Source organism: Embleya australiensis (genome assembly GCF_051903075.1).
Lineage (GTDB): Bacteria > Actinomycetota > Actinomycetes > Streptomycetales > Streptomycetaceae > Embleya.
In genome coordinates, this window is the sequence record NZ_CP182422.1 from 683,248 (window position 1) to 705,270 (window position 22,023).

General features: G+C 71.4%; 19 protein-coding genes and 1 riboswitch. Of the genes, 6 read left to right on the plus strand and 13 right to left on the minus strand.

The features are described 5' to 3' along the window. Positions 1-19: 19 nt before the first annotated feature. Entirely contained in the window at positions 20-1,498 is a 1,479-nt protein-coding gene (locus tag ACMXN5_RS02890; RefSeq protein ID WP_439673853.1) for a glutamate--cysteine ligase, read from the minus strand. Positions 1,499-1,850: 352 nt separating this feature from the next. Between ACMXN5_RS02890 and ACMXN5_RS02895 the strand changes: the two genes are divergently transcribed. The 6 genes from ACMXN5_RS02895 (at position 1,851) to ACMXN5_RS02920 (ending at position 7,310) form a co-directional block, all read left to right on the plus strand. Continuing rightward, positions 1,851-2,636 (plus strand): polysaccharide deacetylase family protein, encoded by a 786-nt coding sequence (locus ACMXN5_RS02895; protein WP_439673854.1) that lies wholly within the window; start codon positions 1,851-1,853, stop codon positions 2,634-2,636. A 561-nt stretch (positions 2,637-3,197) separates the two neighbouring features. Then, positions 3,198-4,397, plus strand: a complete 1,200-nt coding sequence (locus tag ACMXN5_RS02900) for a hemolysin family protein (protein ID WP_439673855.1) — start codon at positions 3,198-3,200, stop codon at positions 4,395-4,397. Beyond that, positions 4,397-5,383 carry a hemolysin family protein gene (locus ACMXN5_RS02905; protein ID WP_439673856.1) on the plus strand — a complete coding sequence of 329 codons (987 nt, stop codon included), beginning with the start codon at positions 4,397-4,399 and terminating at the stop codon, positions 5,381-5,383. The genes ACMXN5_RS02900 and ACMXN5_RS02905 overlap by 1 nt, the downstream gene beginning before the upstream one ends. 222 nt (positions 5,384-5,605) lie before the next feature. Beyond that, the gene (locus ACMXN5_RS02910) at positions 5,606-6,175 is read left to right on the plus strand and encodes a hypothetical protein (protein ID WP_380000928.1); all 570 of its coding nucleotides are present in this window, start codon (positions 5,606-5,608) and stop codon (positions 6,173-6,175) included. 152 nt (positions 6,176-6,327) lie between these two features. After that, on the plus strand, positions 6,328-6,528 hold the full coding sequence (locus tag ACMXN5_RS02915) for a DUF5999 family protein (RefSeq protein WP_126640671.1): 201 nt from the start codon (positions 6,328-6,330) through the stop codon (positions 6,526-6,528). Between the two features lie 182 nt (positions 6,529-6,710). Next, positions 6,711-7,310: a TetR/AcrR family transcriptional regulator gene (locus tag ACMXN5_RS02920; RefSeq protein ID WP_439673857.1), complete on the plus strand. Its 600-nt coding sequence runs from the start codon at positions 6,711-6,713 to the stop codon at positions 7,308-7,310. Positions 7,311-7,346: 36 nt separating this feature from the next. Here the strand turns inward: ACMXN5_RS02920 and gcvP are convergent, their stop codons facing one another. From gcvP to ACMXN5_RS02980, 12 genes are all read right to left on the minus strand, one after another. Beyond that, the gene (gcvP, locus tag ACMXN5_RS02925) at positions 7,347-10,268 is read right to left on the minus strand and encodes an aminomethyl-transferring glycine dehydrogenase (RefSeq protein WP_439673858.1); all 2,922 of its coding nucleotides are present in this window, start codon (positions 10,266-10,268) and stop codon (positions 7,347-7,349) included. A 199-nt stretch (positions 10,269-10,467) separates the two neighbouring features. Continuing rightward, positions 10,468-10,565: riboswitch (glycine riboswitch) on the minus strand. 71 nt (positions 10,566-10,636) lie between these two features. Next, positions 10,637-12,046 (minus strand): DNA polymerase IV, encoded by a 1,410-nt coding sequence (locus ACMXN5_RS02930; protein WP_395786805.1) that lies wholly within the window; start codon positions 12,044-12,046, stop codon positions 10,637-10,639. Between the two features lie 94 nt (positions 12,047-12,140). Continuing rightward, positions 12,141-12,827, minus strand: a complete 687-nt coding sequence (locus ACMXN5_RS02935) for a SanA/YdcF family protein (protein ID WP_439673859.1) — start codon at positions 12,825-12,827, stop codon at positions 12,141-12,143. A 48-nt stretch (positions 12,828-12,875) separates the two neighbouring features. Further along, a complete protein-coding gene (locus ACMXN5_RS02940) occupies positions 12,876-13,490 on the minus strand; it encodes a MerR family transcriptional regulator (protein WP_380000939.1) in 615 nt (204 codons plus the stop codon). Between the two features lie 368 nt (positions 13,491-13,858). Next, a complete protein-coding gene (locus ACMXN5_RS02945) occupies positions 13,859-14,332 on the minus strand; it encodes a bifunctional nuclease family protein (protein WP_020548711.1) in 474 nt (157 codons plus the stop codon). Positions 14,333-14,493: 161 nt separating this feature from the next. Next, the gene (gene ftsR, locus ACMXN5_RS02950) at positions 14,494-15,255 is read right to left on the minus strand and encodes a transcriptional regulator FtsR (RefSeq protein ID WP_439673860.1); all 762 of its coding nucleotides are present in this window, start codon (positions 15,253-15,255) and stop codon (positions 14,494-14,496) included. After that, on the minus strand, positions 15,252-15,770 hold the full coding sequence (locus ACMXN5_RS02955; RefSeq protein ID WP_395786801.1) for an FHA domain-containing protein: 519 nt from the start codon (positions 15,768-15,770) through the stop codon (positions 15,252-15,254). Before ACMXN5_RS02955 ends, ftsR begins: the two co-directional genes overlap by 4 nt. Before the next feature lie 379 nt (positions 15,771-16,149). Then, the gene (gene gcvH / locus ACMXN5_RS02960) at positions 16,150-16,536 is read right to left on the minus strand and encodes a glycine cleavage system protein GcvH (RefSeq protein WP_126640677.1); all 387 of its coding nucleotides are present in this window, start codon (positions 16,534-16,536) and stop codon (positions 16,150-16,152) included. Between the two features lie 74 nt (positions 16,537-16,610). Beyond that, positions 16,611-17,417 (minus strand): DUF881 domain-containing protein, encoded by an 807-nt coding sequence (locus ACMXN5_RS02965; RefSeq protein WP_439677936.1) that lies wholly within the window; start codon positions 17,415-17,417, stop codon positions 16,611-16,613. Positions 17,418-17,934: 517 nt separating this feature from the next. Beyond that, positions 17,935-18,267, minus strand: coding sequence for a small basic family protein (locus ACMXN5_RS02970; RefSeq protein ID WP_020548716.1), 333 nt, complete (start codon positions 18,265-18,267; stop codon positions 17,935-17,937). Beyond that, entirely contained in the window at positions 18,264-19,241 is a 978-nt protein-coding gene (locus ACMXN5_RS02975; protein ID WP_395786800.1) for a DUF881 domain-containing protein, read from the minus strand. Before ACMXN5_RS02975 ends, ACMXN5_RS02970 begins: the two co-directional genes overlap by 4 nt. Before the next feature lie 223 nt (positions 19,242-19,464). Next, positions 19,465-21,960, minus strand: a complete 2,496-nt coding sequence (locus ACMXN5_RS02980; protein WP_439673861.1) for a sugar phosphate nucleotidyltransferase — start codon at positions 21,958-21,960, stop codon at positions 19,465-19,467. Between the last annotated feature and the right edge of the window lie 63 nt (positions 21,961-22,023).

The window sequence follows — 22,023 nt, forward strand, 5'->3', positions numbered from 1 at the left end:
AGCGCGGATAAACCCGCCGTCAGCCCACGGGCCACGTGTGCACCGGGTCCCCGCCGCGCATGTGCTCGGCATAGCGCAGGGTCATCGCACGCAGCGCCTCCAGTCGGTCCATGCCCTTGGCGTCGCGGTAGTGGTGGTACTGCGCGCTCTGCCAGCCGGCCCCGTTGACCCGCAGCAGACAGCGCTGCTCGATGATGCCCAGGTACTCGTCCCGCTCGCGCGGGTCGATGCCCCACCGGTCCAGCCCCTCGTACGCGCGCGGCAGCAGGTCGTCCAGGACCAGTCGGGTGACCGGAACGGTGCCGTGGCCGGGCCAGTTCAACTCGGCGTCGATGCCGAAGCGGGCGCCCGCGTGGAAGTTCTCGGTGGCCACCTCGAACGGCATCCGCTCCCACACCGGATGTTCGTCGTCCACCAGCGAGCGGACCAGGCCGTAGTAGAACGCCGCGTTGGCCATGATGTCGACCACGGTCGGTCCGGCCGGCAACACCCGGTTCTCCACCCGCAGATGCGGTTTTCCGCGCGCGACGTCGTACACCGGGCGGTTCCACCGGTAGATGGTGCCGTTGTGCAGCTTGAGTTCGCGCAGATGCGGCACGTCGCCCCGATCCAGCGCCTCGATCGGATCCTCGTCGTCGCAGATCGGCAACAGCGACGGGAAATACCGCAGGTTCTCCTCGAACAGGTCGACCACCGAATCGATCCAGCGTTCGCCGAACCAGGTCAGCGGCCGAACACCCTGTGCGATCAATTCCTCCGGCCGGGTGTCGCACGCCTGCTCGAACAGGATCGGCCGGGTCTCGCACCACAACTCGCGACCGAACAGGAACGGCGAGTTCGCGCCGATGCCGCACTGCACCCCGGTGATGGACTGCGCCGCGTTCCACAGGGGGGCGAAATTGCGCGGGGTGACCTGGAGGTGGAACTGCACCGACGTGCACGCGGCCTCGGAGACGATCGTGGTGGAGGTGGTGTCCAGCCGCTCGACGCCGTCGATGCGCAGCCGGATGTCCTCGCCCCGGGCGTTGAGGATCTGGTCGTTGAGCAGCGTGTAGCGCGCGTTGTCGGATATCGTCTCGAACGCCATGTGCGCGTCGGTGAGGGTCGGCAGAATTCCGATCATCACGATCCGCGCGTCGAGTTCGGCGGCCTTGCGATCCGCGTAGTCCAGACTCGTGCGCAGTTCCTCCACCAATTCGGAGAACACCGGTCCGGTCAGCCGGTGCGGCGGAATGTTGACCTCGATGTTGAAGAGGCCGAGTTCGGTCTGGAAATCGGGGCTGGCTATCCGCCGCAGTACTTCGGCATTGCTCATCCGGGGCCGGCCCGCGGCGTCGGTCAGGTTGAGTTCGATCTCGACACCCATGAGCTTTCGAGCGCTCTCGAACCGGTTCTCGTCGAGCATGCGTTGGAGTGTTTCCAGACATCGACGCAATTTGTGCCGGTAACGCTGCCGGTCGGACCGGCCGAACTCGGTGACCTCGACCTTTTCGCCCATGAATGCCCCTCCCCAGGAACCCGACTCCGGTACGGAGCCGGTCGAGTGGTCGCAATCCGGTACCTGTCGGATCGGGACGTGCCGAACGTTCCCGCCGACGTTCCCCTCAACCGATGCATCGGGCCGACATTGGGAACATTACCGATCGACCGTGACGAATCACAGGGGAACCACGAGGCCGACAACCACGTCACTGATCACATCGAGGATGCATCCGGTGGTCGATCTTCAAGCCTTGTCGGCGATCACCTAGGGTGGCCTCTTCCCAAGGCGCCGAAGCGAGATCTTTTTGGGGGTTGTCGTGCGGGGGTTGATTCGGGCACTGCCGATACAGGGTCTGCGATTCCAGGCAGTGGTCACGGTCATCGCGATCCTCGTCTGTGGCGCACTCGTATGGAATGTCGTCGGCGACGGTCGCTGGTCGTCGGCGGCGGCCTCGGCCCGGGCCGGCGAAGCGCCCAAGGAGATACAGGCACCGCTGCAGCCGGGCAGCCCGAACGCACAGGAGCCGGCCACGCCGCCGGCCGCGCAGCAGCCGCCGGTGGACTCCACCCTGGTGAGCAAGGTCAAGGGCGAGGGCAAGGTGGTCGCTCTGACCCTGGACGACGGGCCGTGGCCGGAGTGGACCGACAAGGCCCTGTCGATCCTCGCCCGCAACGACGTCAAGGCCACCTTCTGCATGGTCGGCCAGCAGGCCAAGGACCACCCGGACCTGGTCCGCAAGGTGGTCGCGGCCGGCCACACGTTGTGCAACCACAGCATGACGCACGACATCAACCTGAAGAAGCGCACACCGCAGGAGATACACGGCCAGATGCAGGAGACCCTGGAGTGGATCCACAAGGCCTCCCCCGGCACGCCCGTGCGCTGGTTCCGCGCCCCGGGCGGCAACTGGTCCGAAGAGGTCCGCCAGACCGCCGCGTCGCTGGGCATGGGCTCACTGCACTGGACGGTGGACACCAACGACTGGCAGAAGGCCGGCGTCCCCAAGATGCTCCAGAACGTCCACGGCCAACTCGGCCCCCGAGGCATCATCCTGTGCCACGACGGCGGCGGCGAACGCAGCCAAACCATGACAATGCTCGAACAAATAATCCCCGAACTAAAGTCCAACGGCTACACCTTCGTAACCCCATAGCCAACCCCAACCCCCATCCAGCCCGCCCGGCGTTCGAGGACAACACCCGACCGCAGCCCACGCGTCGAACGACACACACACTCCAGCCCGCCCGGCGCTTGAGGACAAAGCAACCCGCAGCCTCCACACACGGCGCCACCAAACCCAGCCCGTCCGGCGCTTGAGGACAACACCCGACCGCAGCCCACGCGTCGAACGACACACACACTCCAGCCCGCCCGGCGCTTGAGGACAAAGCAACCCGCAACCTCCACACACGGCGCCACCAAACCCAGCCCGCCCGGCGCTTGAGGACAACACCCGACCACAGCCCACGCGTCGAACGACACACACACTCCAGCCCGCCCGGCGCTTGAGGACAAAGCAACCCGCAACCTCCACACACGGCGCCACCAAACCCAGCCCGTCCGGCGTTTGAGGACAAGGCCCCCGGATGGGCGGCCGAACGCATACTCCCGCGCCCACCGGGCAAGAGCGCACGAGCGCCCGCTCCCCCCGGAGGCCCCCATCGACACCCCCCTCGCCATCGGCCTCCTCCTACTCCTCATCGCCGGCAACGGCATGTTCGTCGCCGCCGAGTTCTCCCTCGTCACCGTCGAGCGCAGCGACGTCGCCGCCCGAGCCGAAGCCGGCGACCGCGGCGCCCGGCGCGTACTCCACGGCCTGCGCACCCTCTCCTTCCAACTCTCCGGCGCCCAACTCGGCATCACGCTGACCTCGCTGATCGTCGGCTACCTCGCCGAGGCCGCGTTCCGCCTCCCCAGGTTCGCCGCCCTCGTACTGGCCTCCGCGTTGCAGATGGTGCTCGGCGAACTCGTGCCCAAGAACGCCGCGATCGCCCGCCCCCTGAGCGTCGCCCGCGTCGCCGGCCCGTTCCAGATCGGCTTCTCCCGGCTCTGCCGCCCGCTGATCGTCTTCCTCAACGGCTCCGCCAACGTCCTCGTGCGCGGGCTCGGCATCGAGCCGCAGGAGGAACTCGGCTCGGCCCGCTCCCCCGACGAACTCGCCCAACTGGTCCGGCATTCGGCCCGCGCCGGAGCGCTGCCCGTCGGCACCGCCCGGATCCTGAACCGCGCCCTGCGCTTCGCCGGCAAACAGGCCGCCGAGGCGATGACCCCGCGCACCGAACTGGTCACCCTGCCCGCGACCGCGTCGGTGACCGAACTCCTCGACACCGCCCGCGCGTGCGGCCACAGCCGGATCCCGGTGCGCGGCCAGGACCTGGACGAGATCGTCGGCGTGGCCGTGGTCCGCGACGCGCTGCGCGTGCCCGCCGCGGAGCGCCCGCACACCCCGCTCACCCGGATCGCCCGCGCCCCGGTCCTGGTGCCCACCTCGCTCGACCTCCAACGCGCCGTGGAGCGCCTGCGCGAGGGCCGCACCCAGCTGGCCGTCGTGGTCGACGAGTACGGCGGCACCGCCGGGGTGCTGACCGCCGAGGACCTGGCCGAGGAACTGGTCGGCGACCTCGCCGACGAACACGACCCGGCCGACGAGCCGGACGCGCCGCCGCAGCGCCCCCCGAGCACCCACGTGCTGCGCCTGTCCGGCCTGCTGCGCGCCGACGAGGTCGAGGAGGCCGGCGGCTGGCGCATGCCGGTCGGCGACTACAACACGCTGGCCGGCCTGATCCTGGCCGAACTGGGCCGGCTGCCGCAGGTGGGCGACCACGTGGACGTGGCCGGCCGGCGGCTCACCGTGGTCCGGATGGACCGGCACCGGATCGACGAGGTGGAACTGCGGACGGAGACCGACGGGTGATGGGCGACCTGCTGCTGTCGCTGGTCCTGCTCGCGGCCAACGCGTTCTTCGTCGGCGCCGAGTTCTCGGTGATCTCCGCCCGCCGCACCCGGATCGCGCCCCGGGCCGAGGCCGGCTCGCGCCGGGCGACGATGGTGCTCACCGCGATGGGCCGGCTGTCCACCATGCTCGCCGCCGCCCAACTCGGCATCACGGTGGCCTCGCTCGGCCTGGGCGCGGTGGCCGAACCCGCGCTCGCGCACCTGCTCGGCACCCCGATCGAGGCACTGGGCCTGCCCGCCGGCGCGGTGCACCCGATCGCCTTCGTGGTGGGCCTGGCCGTGGTGGTGTTCTGCCACATGGTGCTCGGCGAGATGGTGCCCAAGAACATCGCGCTGGCCGGCCCCGAGGAATGCGCGATGTGGCTGACCCCGCCGCTGCTGGTGTTCGCCCGGGTGACCGCGCCGATCCTGTGGCTGTTCAACCACGCCGCCAACCTCTGCCTGCGCGTCTTCGGAGTGCGGCAGGTGGACGAGGTGCGCAGCGTGTACACGATCGAGGAACTTCCGGCGCTGCTCGCCGAGTCGCGCGAGCACGACCTGCTCGACGTGGACGAGCACGACCGGCTCGCTGGCGCGCTCGCGCTGCACTCCGGCACGGCCGCCGAGGTGTTGCGCCCGTGGTCCGACGTGGTGGCGCTGCCCGCCCCGGTGTCGGCGGCGGCCCTCGAAGAGGTCGCGGTGCGCACCGGACTGTCCCGCTTCCCCGTCCTGGACCGCGCCGGGCACCCCGAGGGCTACGTCCACGTGCTCGACGTACTGGCGCCCGAAACGGACGGTTCCGTACCGGTCTATCCGCTTGTCACCGTCACCCCGGACACCGCGCTGACCGGCCTGTTGGCCCGCATGCGCGGCTCCCGCACCCACCTGGCCCTGGTACTGGCGCCGGACTCCGCGCCGCTGGGCCTGGCCACCCTCGACGACGTGATGTCCTCACTTTTCCCCTGATCGAGACTGTTCCAAAAGGTCTTCAATCGGGTGTCAGTTCGCAATACACCGTTACTTTTCGCAGCCGTTTCGGTACAATGCGCTGACCGGCCCTGCCGGGTCCCTCTGTACGCCGCCGGGTCGTCCCCCGGTCGGATACCCGGTTCCCCACAGCACAGCGCCGCTTTCCCCTCCCCGGATTTTCCGGGTTTCTTGGACTCTGCATCGAAATGAGGCGGTCTCATGGTCCTGCGTGTGCCCGAGGCTCCCGAATCGGCCCGACGAGCGGCGCGAGCCGTACTCGATTCCCGTGAATCGCTTCCCGTCGACTGCCGCGCCGATCAAGCCGCGCTCACGGCCGGATTCCCGCACCGCGTCTTCGAGATCGACCTGCTCGACCTGGTCTCCGAGCGCGGTGTCCGCAGCGCTCGGCAGGTGGGTTGGCGCTGGCTCATGTGGTCCGGCGACACGGTCGTCGGCGGCATCGAGGTCCGCACCGGCCCGACCGGTCACGGCGTCGGCCGATTCGTCGAGGGCCCGTTCACCGTCGCCACCGCGCCCGCCGCCGCAGCGGCCCGCGCACTGCCCGGGACCCTGCTGCGCCGCGACGAGGCGCGCCTGCTGAACGTCCCCGGGATGTACATGGTCGCGCTCTGGCTGGCGGACGAGGCGGGCGGTGTCGACCTGCTCATCCCGCTCGCCCCGGCGCCCTGCGGGGTGCAGGCGCTGCGCGGATACACCGCGGCCGAACTGGCCGAAGTCCTGGCCGCGCGTACCCGCCGGCCGGCCGCCGTGGGGGCTCCGGACAGCTGATCACACCCGGCCGTTCACACGTGTGGTCACATCTTGGGCGCAGTCGGGTGAGAACCGCGATAAGTCCTGCGCGAGGCGGTTTCAAGGCGGAGACTGTGATCTGCCGGGCAATGGGGCCCGGCGCGCTCCGCGCAGACAGAGAAGGTACGAGGATGTGCCAGCACCGACCGCATTGCCCCCCGGCGGACAGCCCCGATCGTGAGGCCGCCGTCGTCGTGGCCGCTCATTTCGAACAGGGATGGAGCCTGCTGTGCAACGGCGTCGTCCTGTTCGAGGACACGGGCGAACTGCTGCCGGACGGACGCACCATCGCCCCGCACCGACCCCGGGTGGGGTTGGTTTCGGCGGCCTGAACCGTTCGCACGGCCCTGACGAGCCGGAGGTCCCTCGGAACGACCTCCGGCTCTCGTCTGCCCGCGACCCGGTCCGGCGGCGACGCGTGGCCGGAGCCCGGGTCGACCCGGAGCCCCCGCGCCGCGGTCCCGATACAGTCCGAGCGGCACCGGCTGCGCGCGAGACTCGGAGTTTTGTCCCCATGGGCATTGGCGACACTGGCGACACCCCTCGGCCCGGTCGCCCGCGTGACCCGCGCACCGACGAGTCGATTTTGGCCGCGGCCCGCGAACTGGTCGCCGAGCAGGGGTACAACCGGGTCAGTATCGACGCGGTCGCCCGCCGCGCGGGGGTGACCAGGCCGACCGTGTACCGCCGCTGGCCGTCGAAGGCGCACCTGGTGCACGAGGCGGTGTACCCGGCCCGCGAGATGAGCTTCCGGCCGCTGCCGCACGAGGACTTCGCCACGGGCGTGTCGCGCTTCGCCGAGGCCGCGCTCGAGTCCTTCCGCCGCCCGGAGACCGCGGCGGCGGTGCCCGGGCTGCTCGCCGAGTACCGCGACCAGCCCGAACTGAAGGATCTGCTCGTGGCCCGAATGGATCCCGTCCGGGCGATCTTCCGGGCCTTCGTCACGGACGCGATCGCGCGTGGCCAGGCCCGCCCCGACCTGGACGCGGATCTGCTGTTCGAATCGCTCAGCGGCGCGCTGATGTTCGGCGTCCTGGGCAGCGACCTGGCCGCCAAGCCCGGCTTCGCCGCCTCGGTGGCCCGCCTGCTGACCTACGGCGCGGCCCGCCCCTGAGCGGTGGCTCGGGGACGGGCCGCGCGGGCCCGCGGATCAGTTGGCGCCGTACGCCTCGATCGGCGGGCACGAGCAGACCAGGTTGCGGTCGCCCTGGGCGCCGTCGATCCGGCGCACCGGCGGCCAGTACTTCTCGGCCGGCACCACCCCGGCGGGGAAGACCGCCTCCTCGCGCGTGTAGGCGTGCGCCCACTCGCCGGCCAGCAGCGCGGCGGTGTGCGGGGCGTTCGCCAGCGGGTTGTCGTCGGCCGGCAGGTCACCCGAGGCGACCCGGTCGATCTCGCCCTTGATCGCGATCATCGCGTCGCAGAACCGGTCGATCTCGTGCAGGTTCTCGCTCTCGGTCGGCTCGATCATCAGCGTGCCCGGCACCGGGAAGGACATCGTCGGCGCGTGGAACCCGTAGTCGATCAGTCGCTTGGCCACGTCGTCCACGCTGACGCCGGTGGCCTTGGTGATCCCGCGCAGGTCGATGATGCACTCGTGGGCGACCAGGTCGTTCGGGCCGGTGTAGAGCACCGGGAAGTGCGGCGCGAGCCGCCTGGCGATGTAGTTGGCGCCGAGCACGGCCACCTGGGTGGCCTCCTTGAGCCCCTCCGGGCCCATCAGGCGCAGGTAGGTCCACGGGATCGGCAGGATCGCCGCGGAGCCCCACGGGGCCGCCGAGATCGGTCCCACGCCCGTCTCCGGGCCCGCGGTGGGCTGGAGCGGGTGGTTGGGCAGATACGGCGCCAGGTGCGCGCGCACCGCGACCGGGCCGACGCCGGGGCCGCCGCCGCCGTGCGGGATGCAGAAGGTCTTGTGCAGGTTCAGGTGCGACACGTCGGCGCCGATCGCGCCGCCGGGCTGGGCCAGGCCGACCAGCGCGTTCAGGTTCGCGCCGTCCACGTACACCTGGCCGCCGGCCTCGTGGATCGCCGCGCACACCTGCTCGATGCCCTCCTCGAACACGCCGTGCGTGGACGGATAGGTCACCATCAGCACCGCGAGCGTGTCCCGGTACTGCTCGATCTTCGCGTGCAGGTCGGCCAGGTCCACGTCGCCGTTCTCACCGGTCTTGACCACCACCACGCGCATCCCCGCCATCACCGCGCTGGCCGCGTTGGTGCCGTGCGCGGAGGAGGGGATCAGGCACACGTCGCGCGCGGTGTCGCCGTTGGCGTGGTGGTACGCGCGGACCGCGAGCAGCCCGGCGAGTTCGCCCTGGGAGCCGGCGTTGGGCTGGAGTGAGACCTTGGCGTAGCCGGTGATCCGGGCCAGCGAGTCGGCCAGCCCGTCGATCAACTCCAGGTAGCCCGCCGCCTGGTCGACCGGCGCGAAGGGGTGCATGTTCGCGAACTCGGGCCAGGTGACCGGCTCCATCTCGACCGTGGCGTTGAGCTTCATCGTGCACGAGCCGAGCGGGATCATGCCCCGGTCCAGCGCGTAGTCCTTGTCCGCGAGCCGACGCAGGTAGCGCAGCATGTCGGTCTCGGAGCGGTGCGTGTGGAAGACCGGGTGGGTCAGGAACTCGGTGTCGCGCAGCAGCCCCGAGGGCAGCGCGTCGGCGGTCTCGGCGTCGAGCCCGGCCACGTCGCCGCTCACCCCGAACGCGCCCCAGACCGCCTCGACGTGCGCCCGCAGCGTGGTCTCGTCACACGTGATCGCCACGTGGTCCGCGTCCACCGGCCGCAGGTTGACGCCGGCCGCGCGGGCCGCCGCGAGCACCTGCTCGGCCCGACCCGGCACCCGGGCGGTGACCGTGTCGAAGAAGTCGCCGTGCACCACCTCGACACCGCCGGCCCGCAGCCCGCCCGCCAGCACGGCCGCGTAGCGGTGCGTGCGGCGCGCGATCGAGGCGAGCCCGTCCGGCCCGTGGTAGACCGCGTACATCCCGGCCATCACCGCGAGCAGCACCTGGGCGGTGCAGATGTTGCTGGTCGCCTTCTCCCGGCGGATGTGCTGCTCGCGGGTCTGCAGCGCGAGCCGGTAAGCGGGCGCGCCGTCGGCGTCCACCGACACCCCCACCAAGCGGCCCGGCATGCTGCGGGTCAGCTTCTCGCGGACCGCCAGGTAGCCCGCGTGCGGGCCGCCGAAGGCCATCGGGACCCCGAACCGCTGGGTGGTGCCGACCGCGATGTCGGCGCCCATCGCGCCGGGCGCGCGCAGCACGGTGAGCGCGAGCAGGTCGGCGGCGACCGCCACCAGCGCGCCCTGCGCGTGCGCGGCCTCGATCACCGGGGTCAGGTCGCGAACAAGACCGTCGGTGCCCGGGTACTGGAGCAGCACCCCGAAGCAGCCGCCCTCGGGCAGCCCGTCGGCGGTGTCGGCGACCACGACCTCGATGCCCAGCGCCCGCGCGCGCGTGCGCACCACGGCGATGGTCTGCGGCAGCGTGGCCGCGTCCACGACGAACACGTCGCTCTTGGCCCGGCCCGCCCGGCGGGCCAGCGTCATCGCCTCGGCGGCGGCGGTGGACTCGTCGAGCAGCGAGGCGCCGGCCACGTCCAGGCCGGTCAGGTCGGTGACCACGGTCTGGAAGTTGAGCAGCGCCTCCAACCGGCCCTGGGAGATCTCCGGCTGGTAGGGCGTGTAGGCGGTGTACCAGGCCGGGTTCTCCAGCACGTTGCGGGTGATCACCGGCGGGGTGAACGTGCCGTGGTAGCCGAGCCCGATCATCGAGGTCAGCACGGTGTTGCGGGAGGCCAGCTCGCGCAGTTCGGCCAGCACCTCGGCCTCGGTGCGGGCGGCCGGCAACTCGAAGCCCGCGAGCGCGCGGATCGCGGCGGGCACCGCCGCGTCGGTCAGCTCGTCCAGGGACCCGTAACCGATCGCGGCGAGCATCTTCGCCTGTTCGTCGGTGTCCGGACCGATGTGCCGGCCGGTGAACGGCGACGCGGCCTCCAGGCCGGTCAACGAGCCGGGGCCGGAGGGGAGTACGGCGTGAGCACGCGTCGGGGCAGGGGTGCGCGGTGTCATCGCGAAAGGCCTCCTGGATCGCTCCTGGACGGACACGCGGGTCGCGCGCCCACCGGCCTCCCCCTCTGTCATCGGTACCTGAGAGCTTCACCCCGCCCGGAACACCGGCGGGGCCGGTCCCACGAACGCGATTTGCACCGTCGGCGAGGATCCGACCCGACTCGGCGAGCCACGTGCGGATCCTGCTTTCCAGAGTGCCCACGACCACGCGGTACGGGTGCCTGAGAGATTCCGGGGAGGAGTTGCTCCTTCGGCGCCTCGTGCGGACGAACACGAGAACTCTCCCGCGCGAACGTAATGGGCGGCTTCAACGGTATCAGCGTGGCATCGGATGCGGACGGGACGCCAGGCCGGAGGGGTGCGGGTTGTCAGGTCGACGGGGGCGGCGGAGGCGGCGGGCCGGGGTCGGCGGGTCCGGCGGGCCGGTCGTCCGCGTCGCCCGTGCCCGGCAGGGGCAGCGGCTCCCCCGGTCGCAGCGCCGGGTCGGCGAGGGCGAACGTGCGTACCCGGCCCGGCTTTCCGCCCGGGACCTCGAAGCGCACCGTGACGCGGCCGACGCCGCTGCCCTGGACCCAGCCGGGGCCGAAGTCCTCATGGACCACGTCCTGGCCCGGAGACCAGGAGACCCGCTCGGGGCCGGCCTCGGCGGGCTCCTCCCCCGCCGGCCCCGCGTCGTCGTCCTCCGGCTCCTCCGCCGGCGTGTCGGCGGCGCCGAACAGGTCCTGCTGGGCGAAGTCGGCCAAGCCGCTGACGCCCACCCCCAGCAGCCGCACTCCGCCGGTGACGTCCACCTGGGCGGCCAGGCGGCGGATCGTCTCGCGCACCACGCCCGGGTCGTCGGTGGGGCCGCGCAGCGTCTCCGAGCGGGTGAGCGTGCTGAAGTCGTAGCGGCGCAGCTTCAACACGATGGTGCGGCCGGAGCGGCCGGCCGCGCGCAGCCGCTCCACGCAGCGGATCGAGAGGCGGTCCAATTCCCTGGTGATCCGCTCGCGGTCGACCAGATCGGTGGCGAAGGTGTCCTCGACCGACACCGACTTGGCGTCCCGGTCGGCCACCACCGGGCGCGCGTCCAGGCCCGCGGCCAGGACGTGCAGGCCGTGTCCGTGCGCCTGGCCGAGCAGGCGTACCAGTTCGCTCTCGTCCACCGCGGCCAGGTCGGCGACGGTGTCCAGGCCGGCCCGGCGCAGCACGTCGCCGGTGGCCGGGCCCACCCCGGGCAGCGCGCGCACCGGGAGCGGGTCGAGCATCGCCCGTTCGGTGCCGGGCACTACCACGCACAACCCGTCGGGCTTGTCCGCCTCGGAGGCGATCTTGGCCAGCAGTTTGGAGGTGGCCGCGCCGACCGAGCAGGTCAGGCCGGTGGCGGCGTGGATGTCGGCGCGCAGGCGCACGGCGATCTCGGTGACCCGGGCGGTGTCCAGGGCGCCGCCGTGCGGGCCCGCGTCCAGGTCGATGAACGCCTCGTCCAGGCTGAGCGGTTCGACCAGCGGGGACAGCCGGTGCAGCAGTTCCATCACGGTGTCGCTGACCTGCCGGTAGAGGCCGAAGCGGGGGCTGAGGAAGGCGGCGTTGGGGCAGCGCCGGCGGGCCTCGCCGATGGACATCGCGGAGCGTACGCCGAAGACCCGGGCCTCGTAGGAGGCGGTGGCCACGACACCCCGGGCGCCGATGCCGCCCACGATCACCGCCTTGCCGGCCAGGCTGGGCTTGGCGACCTGCTCGACCGACGCGTAGAACGCGTCCATGTCGAGGTGGAGGATGCCCGGCGCCTGTCTCACACCGCGCAATCATGACGCACCGGTCCGACATCCCCGGTGAACGGTCGTTCGGGCGCGCCGCAGCGAGACGCCGGGCGGGCGGTCGCCCCCGCGGTCAGTCCTCCAGGGCGCGCCGGATCGCGTCGCTGGGGCGGGCGGTCACCCGGGGGTCCGGCTTGAACACGATCGTTCCGGTCGCCTTGATCGCGGCGAGCACCTCGCGACCGGTTCCGTACACGGTGGGTCCGATGTGGCCCCACGTCAGGGATCGGTCCGGAACACCGTAGGCATCGATGCCGGCGGCCTTGCACAGCGCCAGCGCGCGCCGCAGATGGAAGCTCTGCGTGACCACGATCATCCGCTCGATGCCGTAGATCCGCTTCGCCCGGGCGCAGGAATCCCAGGTGGAGAATCCCGAATCGTCGCTCACGACGCGTTTGTCCGGGACTCCGCGCTCGACGAGGTAGCGCCGCATCACCCCGGTCTCGTCGTAGCGGTTGTCGCCGCCATCGCCGCTGACCAGGATCACCCGGGTCTTGCCGGCCCGGTACAGCCGCAGCGCCACGTCGAGTCGGCGGGCCAGCAGATCCGACGGCCGATCCCCCCGCACGCCCGCGCCGAGCACCATCGTGACGTCGCGCGCGGGCACCCGTTCCACCGGGCGCACCCGGTCCCCGGCGTACAGGTGCAGCCCCGTCACCGGGGCCAGTCCGGCCACCGTGAGCAGGACGACGGCCTGGTAGCCGCGCCGTTGGGCACGCCGGGAGCGGGGCAGGGTGGGGCGACGAATGGGCACATCCACGTGGACGTCCCGCCCCCGCGCACCGGTTCCCACCGGCGGTATCGCCGCTCAGACCGCGCGATCTCGACGCCTGCGGGCCAATTCGTCGCCCGGATGGACCTGCGGGGTCGGCTCCCCGGTGCCGGTGTGCTCGCCCTGGAGCTGCGCGAGCGAGCCCTCGACCTCGCGCCACACCGCCCCCACCGCGATGCCGAAGACCCCCTGGCCGCCCTGGACCAGGTCGATGACCTCGTCGTAGGACGTGCACTCGTACACGCTCGCCCCGTCGCTCATCAGGGTCATCCCGGCCAGGTCGCCGATGCCGCGTCCGCGCAGGTGGGCGACCGCGATCCGGATGTTCTGCAGCGAGACGCCGGTGTCCAGGAGCCGCTTGACGATCTTCAGCACGAGGATGTCGCGGAAGCCGTACAGCCGCTGCGTGCCCGGGCCGTGGGCCGAGCGGACCGTGGGCTCGACCAGGCCGGTGCGGGCCCAGTAGTCGAGTTGCCGGTAGGTGATGCCGGCCGCCGCACAGGCGGTCGGGCCACGGTAGCCCACGTCCTCCGACGGAGTGCCGGGTGGGACGACGTCCGGCCGCCGGAGGCCCGCACCGGGGTCGGTCGCCGGCAGAGGACGTGCCGTGCGGGCGCGCTCCGCCGCCGTGATGTCGCCGGTGCTGCTCACGCCGACCTCCCTTTCGTCCCCGCGCGCCCGGGTACGGCGCGAGGAGTCTCTTTCAGTCCCGGGCCGCAGGCGGCGAGGTGCAACGCGCAGGGGTCATCCCGGAACTGTCGATTTCGACGGTAGGCAGTCACCAACAGCGCGTCAACGACCGGGGCGTTCGGCACGCCGAGTGACGCTGCTCGCACGAGTGGTTTGAACCCGGCGTCCACGGGTAGGTCTGCCGGCTTTGCCACTGATCGCTTCTGCCCGAAACCGATCGACCCTGATCGGGTCCGAGACGCGAAGAACCGCCGACCGGGACCCGGCCGCCGAGGAGGCGAGGGGGTCGGTCGACGGTTCCGAGGATGCGCCGGGCCGGAGCGGGCCGGCTATTGGCTCGTGGTGCCGAAGTCCTCGGGCGAGATGTCGTTCAGGAACTCCCTGAACTTCTCGATCTCGTCCTCCTGCTCGTTGGGGATCACGATGCCGGCCTCGTCCAGGACCGCGTCGCTGCCCACGATCGACGTCCCGGTGCGCAGCGCGAGCGCGATCGCGTCCGACGGGCGCGCGCTGACCTCCACGCCGCCGGAGAAGACCAGCTCGGCGTAGAACACGCCCTCGCGCAGGTCGGTGATCCGGATCTGGGTCAATTCCTGCCCCAACGCCTCCAGCACGTCCCGGAAGAGATCGTGCGTCAGAGGACGCGCGGGTACCACGCCCTGTTGGGCGAACGCGATGGCCGTCGCCTCTACCGGGCCGATCCAGATGGGGAGATAACGATCGCCCCCCGTCTCCCGTAGGAGCACGATCGGCTGGTTAGAGGGCATCTCCACCCGGACGCCCACAACCTCTAGCTCGTTCACATCGCCACACTAGCGCGCTCGACTGTCGGTGACCGATCCCCGGGGGCCGAATAGGTCGGGGATTCGTCGTTTTTTCTTCGTGGCGCCGTCGGGGGGCCGGCGCGGGTCCGGGGCCCGGCGGCGACCGTACGCCGGGGTAGGGCGCCGAGCGGGCGCGCCGGTCAGCGGCCCAGGCGTGGCGCGAGCGCGGTGGTGACCAGGACGGTGTGCAGGCGCGAGGTGAGCGCCAGCAGGTCGCGGACGGTCTCCTCGGCGCCCGCCTTCGCGCGGGCGCCCCTGCGGTGCAGGAGCGGCGCGACGATCTGCTCGACCAGGGCGGCCTCGCGGTCCGCCGCGGCCTTGGCCTGGCGCAGGTGACGCGGCTCGACGCCGTAGCGGCCCAGCGCGGCCACCAGGCGGGCCACCACGAGCGCGTCCCCGTCGTAGACCACACCCTCCTCGGCCGCGTCCGCACCGGCCTCGTCGGGGCGCGGGCGGTGCGGCTGGATCAGGCCGAACTCCTCCAGGCGGGCCAGGTCCGCGTCCTGGATGCCGGCCGCGGCGATCAGCCCCGGCCGGTCGAGGAGCACCGTGCCCCCGTCCCGGCCGGCCGCTCCGGGATCGCCGTCCCCGTTCCGGGGGTGCTCGGATTCGGCCGGGGTCGGGCCGGCCGGTTCGAGCCCGCGATCCATCGCGTCGAGCTGGTCCTTGATCACCCGCAGCGGCAGGTAGCGGTCGCGCTGCACACGCAGCACGTAGCGCAGTCGTTCGATGTCGGCGGGGCCGAACTTGCGGTAGCCCGACGGGCTCCGCTGCGGCTCGATGAGCCCTTCCGCCTCGAGGAACCGGATCTTGGAGATGCTGATGTCCGGGAACTCGGGACGCAACAGGGTCAACACCCCGCCGATGCTCGAGGAGACCGATCCGGCCGCCGCCGGACTCACCCCATCAGCCCCTGCCTGCTCGGGAAGAAGACCAGCCGGTACTTGCCGATCTGGACCTCGTCGCCCGGCGTCAGCGGGACCTCGTCGATGCGCTCGCGGCCCACGTAGGTGCCGTTCAGGCTGCCCACGTCGGCGACCGCGAAGCCCCCGGCGGTGCGGCGGAACTCGGCGTGCTTGCGCGAGACCGTCACGTCGTCGAGGAAGATGTCGCTCTGCGGGTGCCGACCGGCCGTGGTGCGGTCCGAGTCGAGCAGGAAGCGGCTGCCGGAGTTGGGGCCCCGGCGCACCACGAGGAGCGCGGTCCCCGGCGGCAGCGCGTCCACCGCGGCCTGCGCCTCGGGGGTCAGGATCTCGCGGGGCGCGGGTTCCGCGTCCAGCGCCTCGATGCCGCTGATCGAGATGGTCGAGGTCTGCTCCGACGCCCGCTCGGCGCCGGCGCCCAGACGCGCGCCGCAGTTGGAGCAGAACCGGCCGCCGGGCGGGTTGTGATGCCCACAGGTGCCGCACACGACCACGTCGGCCTCCTGACCCGTCCCGGTCGAACCTCGACCTTCGGTCGAGAGTTGTCCGAAACTTATGCGCGCCGTGTGTTCCTGGTCAACAGCGACATGCCCGGCGGTGGCGTCGGATTCGCCCATCCGAGGGGCGGGGGCGGGAGCGGGCGACGCGCCGGTGGAGGCCCCGTAGGGGGAACCCGGCGGCATCGTCGGCGGGGCGGCCGGCGGATTGCCGGACCTTCCCGCATCGGCAGCCGGCGCGTCGCCGGAGCGACGGGAACGACCGAACAATTTCGCGAACAACTTCACGGGCGAACCTCCCCGAGAGAACCTGGCCCGCCCGTGGGGCAGGAGGAGTGGGTCGTGGTGATGGACTGCCTACCGCTTCGCCGGGCCGTCAGGAGCCCAGGCTGTTCTGGTAGGCGGCCGCGTCCAAGAGCGCGGCCGGGGCGGCGGGGTCGTCGAGGCGCACCTCGAACATCCAACCATCGCCGTAGGGATCGGAGTTGACCAACTCCGGTGCGCCGTCGAGTGCGTCGTTGACGGTGGTCACGACGCCGTCGAGCGGTGCGAAGAGGTCGCTGACACTCTTGGTCGATTCCAGTTCGCCGCAGGGCTCTCCGGCCACGACGCGGGTGCCGACCGGCGGCAGCGTGACGTAGACGATGTCACCGAGCGCGTCCTGCGCGTATTCGGTGATGCCGATCCGCACCGTCCCGGAGATCTCTTCCATGACGCGCACCCATTCGTGCTCCGTCGTGTACGCGAGATCTGCGGGGTACATGCGGACAGCCTGCCCTTCTTGCCTGATGAGTGATGCACCGACGGCGACCGGCGGACTGATTCTGTCAGGTGTGCTCACCCGTTACCGGCGCCCGGTGCCGAGCGAGCGTAACCAGGCTTGTTCGCAGGCCGCAAGGCGTCGATCTGCACGTCCTGCGAGGGGGTGACGATGGCCCCCGCCTGCTTCTTCTCCAGCGTCTTCACCACGCCTCCGGGGATGTTCAGCGCGGGCTGGAGATCCTGCGGATTGCCGATCACCTTGAACACGTACGGCGGCAGCACCTTGACGTCGTCGATCAGGATGTCGCCGGGCGGCGTGCCATTGAACCAGGTACCGGCCACCACGCGGACATCGTTGATCTGGATCACCTCGGCGCCCGCCGCGCGCAGTTCCTGGAGCGTGTCGAGCAGCACGTCGCCGGTGACCTGGCGCTGCGGATCGGTGATCGTCAGCGTGATGCCGGGCCCGCTCGCCTTGACGGTGCCCGCCAGCACGCCCAGGGCGTCCGCCTTGGCCGCGTTCTGCTGCCGGGCCTCCTGGACCCGGTCGTTGCTGCTCTGCAGCTGTGTGCGGCTGTTCTCCAGGCGATGCTTCTCGTCCTCCAACCGCCGTGTGCGCGCGTTGAGTTCGTCCAGCACCCGGACCAGGTCCTCCTGCCGCGCGCCGCGCAGCGGGTCCGACTCGTTGTTCGATCTGACCTGGATGGCCAGCCCGGCGCCGAGCGCGAACAGCAGCACGGCGCCCACGAGTTGGGCCCGGCTCACGCGCGGCGGCCAGAACGCCTCGATCAGCCGGCGCCGACCCGGCTGGTCGTCGACCGGCTCGGCGGCATGTGACGCCACCGGGTGTGGATCGATCCGGTCCGCCCCGTCGGGCGCCACGGCCTCGACCGAATCCGATTCCGGCCCGGGCGTGTCGCGCGCTTCGGCGCGCGCCCCCGCGTGCGGGAGTTCGGACGGGTCGCCCGGTTCGGGTGTTTCACGCGGTTCGCGCGCCGGGAGCCTGTGGCGGATCTCGTGTGCGGACTCGCGCACCGGCGCGGTGATCGGCGCGATCTCCGAGGTCACCTCGGCGGCCTGCTCGCGGATCCGCTCCCGGATGTGCCGGCCCTCGTGGTAGAGGTCGACCGGGCGCCGGGTCTCGATCGTGGGCTTGCGGGCGGACGGCGCCTCCGGCTCCGGCTCGATCCCGGGTGCCAGCACCGGTTCCGGATCGGGTTCCGGATCCGGAACCGCAGCCGGAATCGCCGCCGGAATCGGATCCGGAGCCGGTTCCCGCGCCGGCGGGAGTTGCGGCTCCTCCGGCGGGCGCGGGAGCCCCAACTCCCGGGGGTCCTCGTCGTGGCGGGCGTGTCGCCCGCGCGTCTCGTCCGTTTCGTCGGCCATGTGTGACTCCCCGTCAGGCCCGGAAGACGTGCCGCCGGATGGCCGCCGCGTTGGAGAAGATCCGGATGCCGAGCACGACCACCACGCCGGTGGACAACTGCGCGCCGACGCCCAGCTTGTCGCCGAGGAAGACGATCAGGGCCGCGACGACCACGTTCGACAGGAACGAGACCACGAAGACCTTGTCGTCGAAGATGCCGTCGAGCAGTGCGCGCAGGCCGCCGAAGACCGCGTCGAGGGCGGCCACGACCGCGATGGGCAGGTACGGCTCCAGTTCGTGCGGGATCACGGGTCGGGCGAGATACCCGACCACGACCCCGAGGACCAGGCCGAGGACCGCGATCACTGTTTACCCTTTCGTTCGGTCGCCTTTTGCGACGTTGTCGGCGCGCCGGTCGGCCGGGCCGAACCGCTCGGCGGTCCGCCGGTGCCCGTGGGCGAGGCGGGCGGTGGGCTCGGGGTCGGCTTGGCCGGGGTGCTCGGCGGCGGGGCCGGCGGCGGGGCGCCGGCCGGGTTCGCGTAGCGCAGCGAGGTACCCAGGGCGGCGGGCAGCTTCATCTTCTTCTGCGCGCTCAGATTGACCCGGATCCCGTAGTTCTCCTGCAACTGGCGCAGATACCGCCCGTCCGCGCCGACCATGAACTCCACCTGCATCGGCTTCGCGTTGCCGATCGCCAGGATCGTATAGGGCGGCGCGAGCGGGCGGTTGTCGACCAGGATCGAGGCACCGGCGGCCCGGATCGCGGACAGCGCGGTCAGCCGCTGGTTGTTGATCGAGATGGCCTCGGCGCCGGCCTTCCACAGGCCGTTGACCAGCCGCTGGAGGTCCCGGTCCAGGATCCGGCCATTCGCCGCGGCCTCGGCCTGGCGCGGGTCGCTGGTGCCGTTGCTGTTGTCCGAGCCCTTGGCGTCGTCGGCGACCACCTTCAGCCCCGGCCCCTCGACCGGTTCGGATCCGGTGAGCAGCGCGAGCAGTTCGACCCGGTCCTTGGCCCCCTTGGGCAGGGAGACCTCCTGGATCGCGTCCACCTCGTCGCGCAACCGTTCCACGGTGGACTGGAGGCCGTCCACCTCGGCCTCGTCGGCGTGGATGCGGTCGACCAGCTGGTGCCGCTCGCGCTCGGCCTGCGGCGCGGCGGCGTGCACCTTCATCGCGGCGACCATCAGGATCATCGCGATCAGCGCGACCCCGACGACCGCGAGTATCCGGGCCAGCGGCCCCTTGTTCATGCCGGTGTCGCCGCGCACCGCACGCCGCGCGGTGGCCTCCGCGTAGCCGGCGTCGAGGCTGTTGGTCATCATGTCCACGAGCAGGGACATCGAGGCGTCCGGCCGCCTGTACCGGCTTGTTCCCGGTGTCTCCCGCGATGACATGCGCCCCATCGTTCCATGCCGGTCGGAGTGCCCGTTGCAGGGTCCGATACGGGATCCGGCCGCGGATCGCGTGCGGCGATCCACGGCCGGAAGAGACCCTACAAGACACTCCCGGCCACCGCCGACGGCGGCGGCCGGCGAGCGGGATCGGAGCCGGGGCGAACGGGCGTCAGTCGCCCGCGTGCTCCACCACCCGGCTCCACTCGTCGAGGAGTTCGTCCGCGGCGTCGTCGTCGGGGCCCTCGGCCCACACGTGCGTGACCGCCTCGGCCGGGTCCGGCAGTACCAGCGCCCAGCGGCCGTCGGTCTCCACCACGCGCACGCCGTCGGTGGTGTCGATCTCCCGGTCGCCCGCGGCCTCGACCACGCGGCGCATCACCATGCCCTTGGCCGCCCACGGCGTGGCCACGTCCCGCCGGCGCACGTGTGCGCGCGGAATGCGCGCGTCGATCTGGCTCAGCGTCAGCTGGGTGCGCGCGACCAGGCCGATCAGCCGGACGAACGCGGCGGTGCCGTCGAAGACGGTGCTGAACTCGGGGATGACGAACCCGCCGCGCCCGTCGCCGCCGAAGATCGTGTCGTCGGACTGGGCAACCCGCGCCAGGTCGTCGGGCGAGGTGGTGGTCCACTGCACCTGGACGCCGTGATAGGCCGCGACCTGCTCGGCGATCCGGGTCGTGGTCACCGGCAGCGCGATCTTGCCGCCGCCGCGCTCGGCCGCCACGCAGTCGAGCAGTACGAGCAGCGCGCGGTGGTCGTCGATGATCCGGCCGCGCTCGTCCACCAGCGACATGCGCTCGCCGACCGGGTCGAAGCGCACGCCGAACCCGGACTTGGAGGAGGCCACGAGCTCGCCGAGCCGCAGCAGCCCCTCGTGCCGCTCGTCGGCGGTCTCGGTGGGCCGGGCATCGTCGAGCCCGGAGTTGACGGTGAGCGCGTCGATGCCCAACCGGCCCAGGATGCTGGGCAGCAGCAGCGCGGCGTTGCCGTGCGCGGCGTCCACCACCACCTTGAGCCCGGACTCGGGCACCCCGGTGATGTCCAGGGCCTTCAGCAGCGATCCGGAGTAGCTGTCGAACGGGCGCGCGGGGAACGTGAGTTCACCGATCTCGCCGGGGAAGGCCCGGCGATACTCCTGGCGTGAGAAGACCCGGTCGAGCTTGCGCTGCGCGGCCTGCGAGAGGTCCGCCCCGCGCTCGTCGAAGAACATGATGTCCACCGAGTCCGGCACCCCGGGCGTGGTGCGGATCATGATCCCGCCGGCCGAGCCGCGCGCGGTCTCCTGACGGGCCACCGGCATCGGCACGTTCTCCAGGTCGCGCACGTTGATCGCGCTGGCCTGGAGCGCGGAGATCACCGCGCGCTTGAGCGCCCGGGCACCGCGCGAGTGGTCGCGCGCGGTGGTGACGGTGGCGCCCTTCTTGAGCGTGGTGGCGTAGGCCCCGGCCAGCCGGACGGCGAGTTCGGGGGTGATCTCGACGTTGAGGATTCCGGAGACCCCGCGTGGGCCGAACAGGTACTTCTGGCCGCGCGACTCCCAGATCACCGAGGTGTTGACGACCGCGCCGGCCTCGATCGTCTTGAACGGGTAGATCCGCACGTCGCCGGCGACCAGCGACTCCTCCTCGATCAGGCACTCGTCGCCGATGACCGCGCCCTCCTCGATCCGGGCGGCGCGCATCACATCGGTGTTCTTGCCGATCACACAGCCGCGCAGATTGGTATGCGGGCCGACGTAGACGTTGTCGTGCACCACCGCCTTGTGCAGGAAGGCGCCGCGCTTGACCACCACGTTGGAGCCGAGCACGGTGTGCTCGCGCAGTTCCACGCCGCCCTCGACCTTGGCGTAGTCGCCGATGTAGAGCGGGCCCTTGAGGATCGCGTCGCGGTCCACCTCGGCGCCCTCGGCGACCCATACGCCCGGCGACAACTCGAAGCCGTCGATGTCCACGTCGACCTTGCCGGTGAGCACGTCGGCCTGGGCCTTGAGGTAGCTCTCGTGGGTGCCGACGTCCTCCCAGTAGCCCTCGGCGACATAGCCGTAGATCGGCTTGCCCTCCTTGAGCAGCTTGGGGAACACGTCGCCCGACCAGTCCACGGACACACCCGCGGCGACGTAGTCGAAGACCTCGGGTTCCATCACGTAGATGCCGGTGTTGACGGTGTCCGAGAAGACCTGACCCCAGGTCGGCTTCTCCAGGAACCGGTCCACCCGGCCCTCGTCGTCGATGATCGTGATGCCGAATTCGAGGGGGTCGGGCACCCGGGTCAGACACACGGTGACCAGGGCCCCCTTGGCCCGGTGGTACTCGACCAGCGCCGTGAGGTCGAAGTCGGTGAGTGCGTCGCCGGAGATGACCAGGAACGTGTCGTCCTTGAGCGCCTCCTCGGCGTTCTTGACGCTGCCCGCGGTGCCGAGCGGAGTCTCCTCGTTCGCGTACGTCAGGCTCATGCCGAGTTCTTCGCCGTCGCCGAAGTAGTTGCGTACGAGCGACGCGAGGAACTGGACGGTGACGACGGTCTCGGAAAGCCCGTGGCGCTTGAGGAGCCGTAGCACATGCTCCATGATCGGTCGGTTGACCACCGGCAGCAGCGGCTTGGGCATGCTGGAGGTCATCGGGCGCAGGCGCGTGCCTTCGCCTCCGGCCATGACGACGGCCTTCATCGGTCTCGTCCTCCTATCGCGTCACACCACCCGCACCCACGGCTGAATTGCCGGGGCCGGGTG

What these genes read in the sequence shown, in the direction of transcription:
- ACMXN5_RS02890 (WP_439673853.1), bottom strand. Translation starts at nt 1,498, where the DNA reads ATGGGCGAAAAGGTCGAGGTCACCGAGTTCGGCCGGTCCGACCGGCAG.
- ACMXN5_RS02900 (WP_439673855.1), top strand. Translation starts at nt 3,198, where the DNA reads ATGTTCGTCGCCGCCGAGTTCTCCCTCGTCACCGTCGAGCGCAGCGAC.
- ACMXN5_RS02905 (WP_439673856.1), top strand. Translation starts at nt 4,397, where the DNA reads ATGGGCGACCTGCTGCTGTCGCTGGTCCTGCTCGCGGCCAACGCGTTC.
- ACMXN5_RS02910 (WP_380000928.1), top strand. Translation starts at nt 5,606, where the DNA reads ATGGTCCTGCGTGTGCCCGAGGCTCCCGAATCGGCCCGACGAGCGGCG.
- ACMXN5_RS02915 (WP_126640671.1), top strand. Translation starts at nt 6,328, where the DNA reads ATGTGCCAGCACCGACCGCATTGCCCCCCGGCGGACAGCCCCGATCGT.
- ACMXN5_RS02920 (WP_439673857.1), top strand. Translation starts at nt 6,711, where the DNA reads ATGGGCATTGGCGACACTGGCGACACCCCTCGGCCCGGTCGCCCGCGT.
- gcvP (WP_439673858.1), bottom strand. Translation starts at nt 10,268, where the DNA reads ATGACACCGCGCACCCCTGCCCCGACGCGTGCTCACGCCGTACTCCCC.
- gcvH (WP_126640677.1), bottom strand. Translation starts at nt 16,536, where the DNA reads ATGTACCCCGCAGATCTCGCGTACACGACGGAGCACGAATGGGTGCGC.
- ACMXN5_RS02975 (WP_395786800.1), bottom strand. Translation starts at nt 19,241, where the DNA reads ATGTCCCTGCTCGTGGACATGATGACCAACAGCCTCGACGCCGGCTAC.
- ACMXN5_RS02980 (WP_439673861.1), bottom strand. Translation starts at nt 21,960, where the DNA reads ATGAAGGCCGTCGTCATGGCCGGAGGCGAAGGCACGCGCCTGCGCCCG.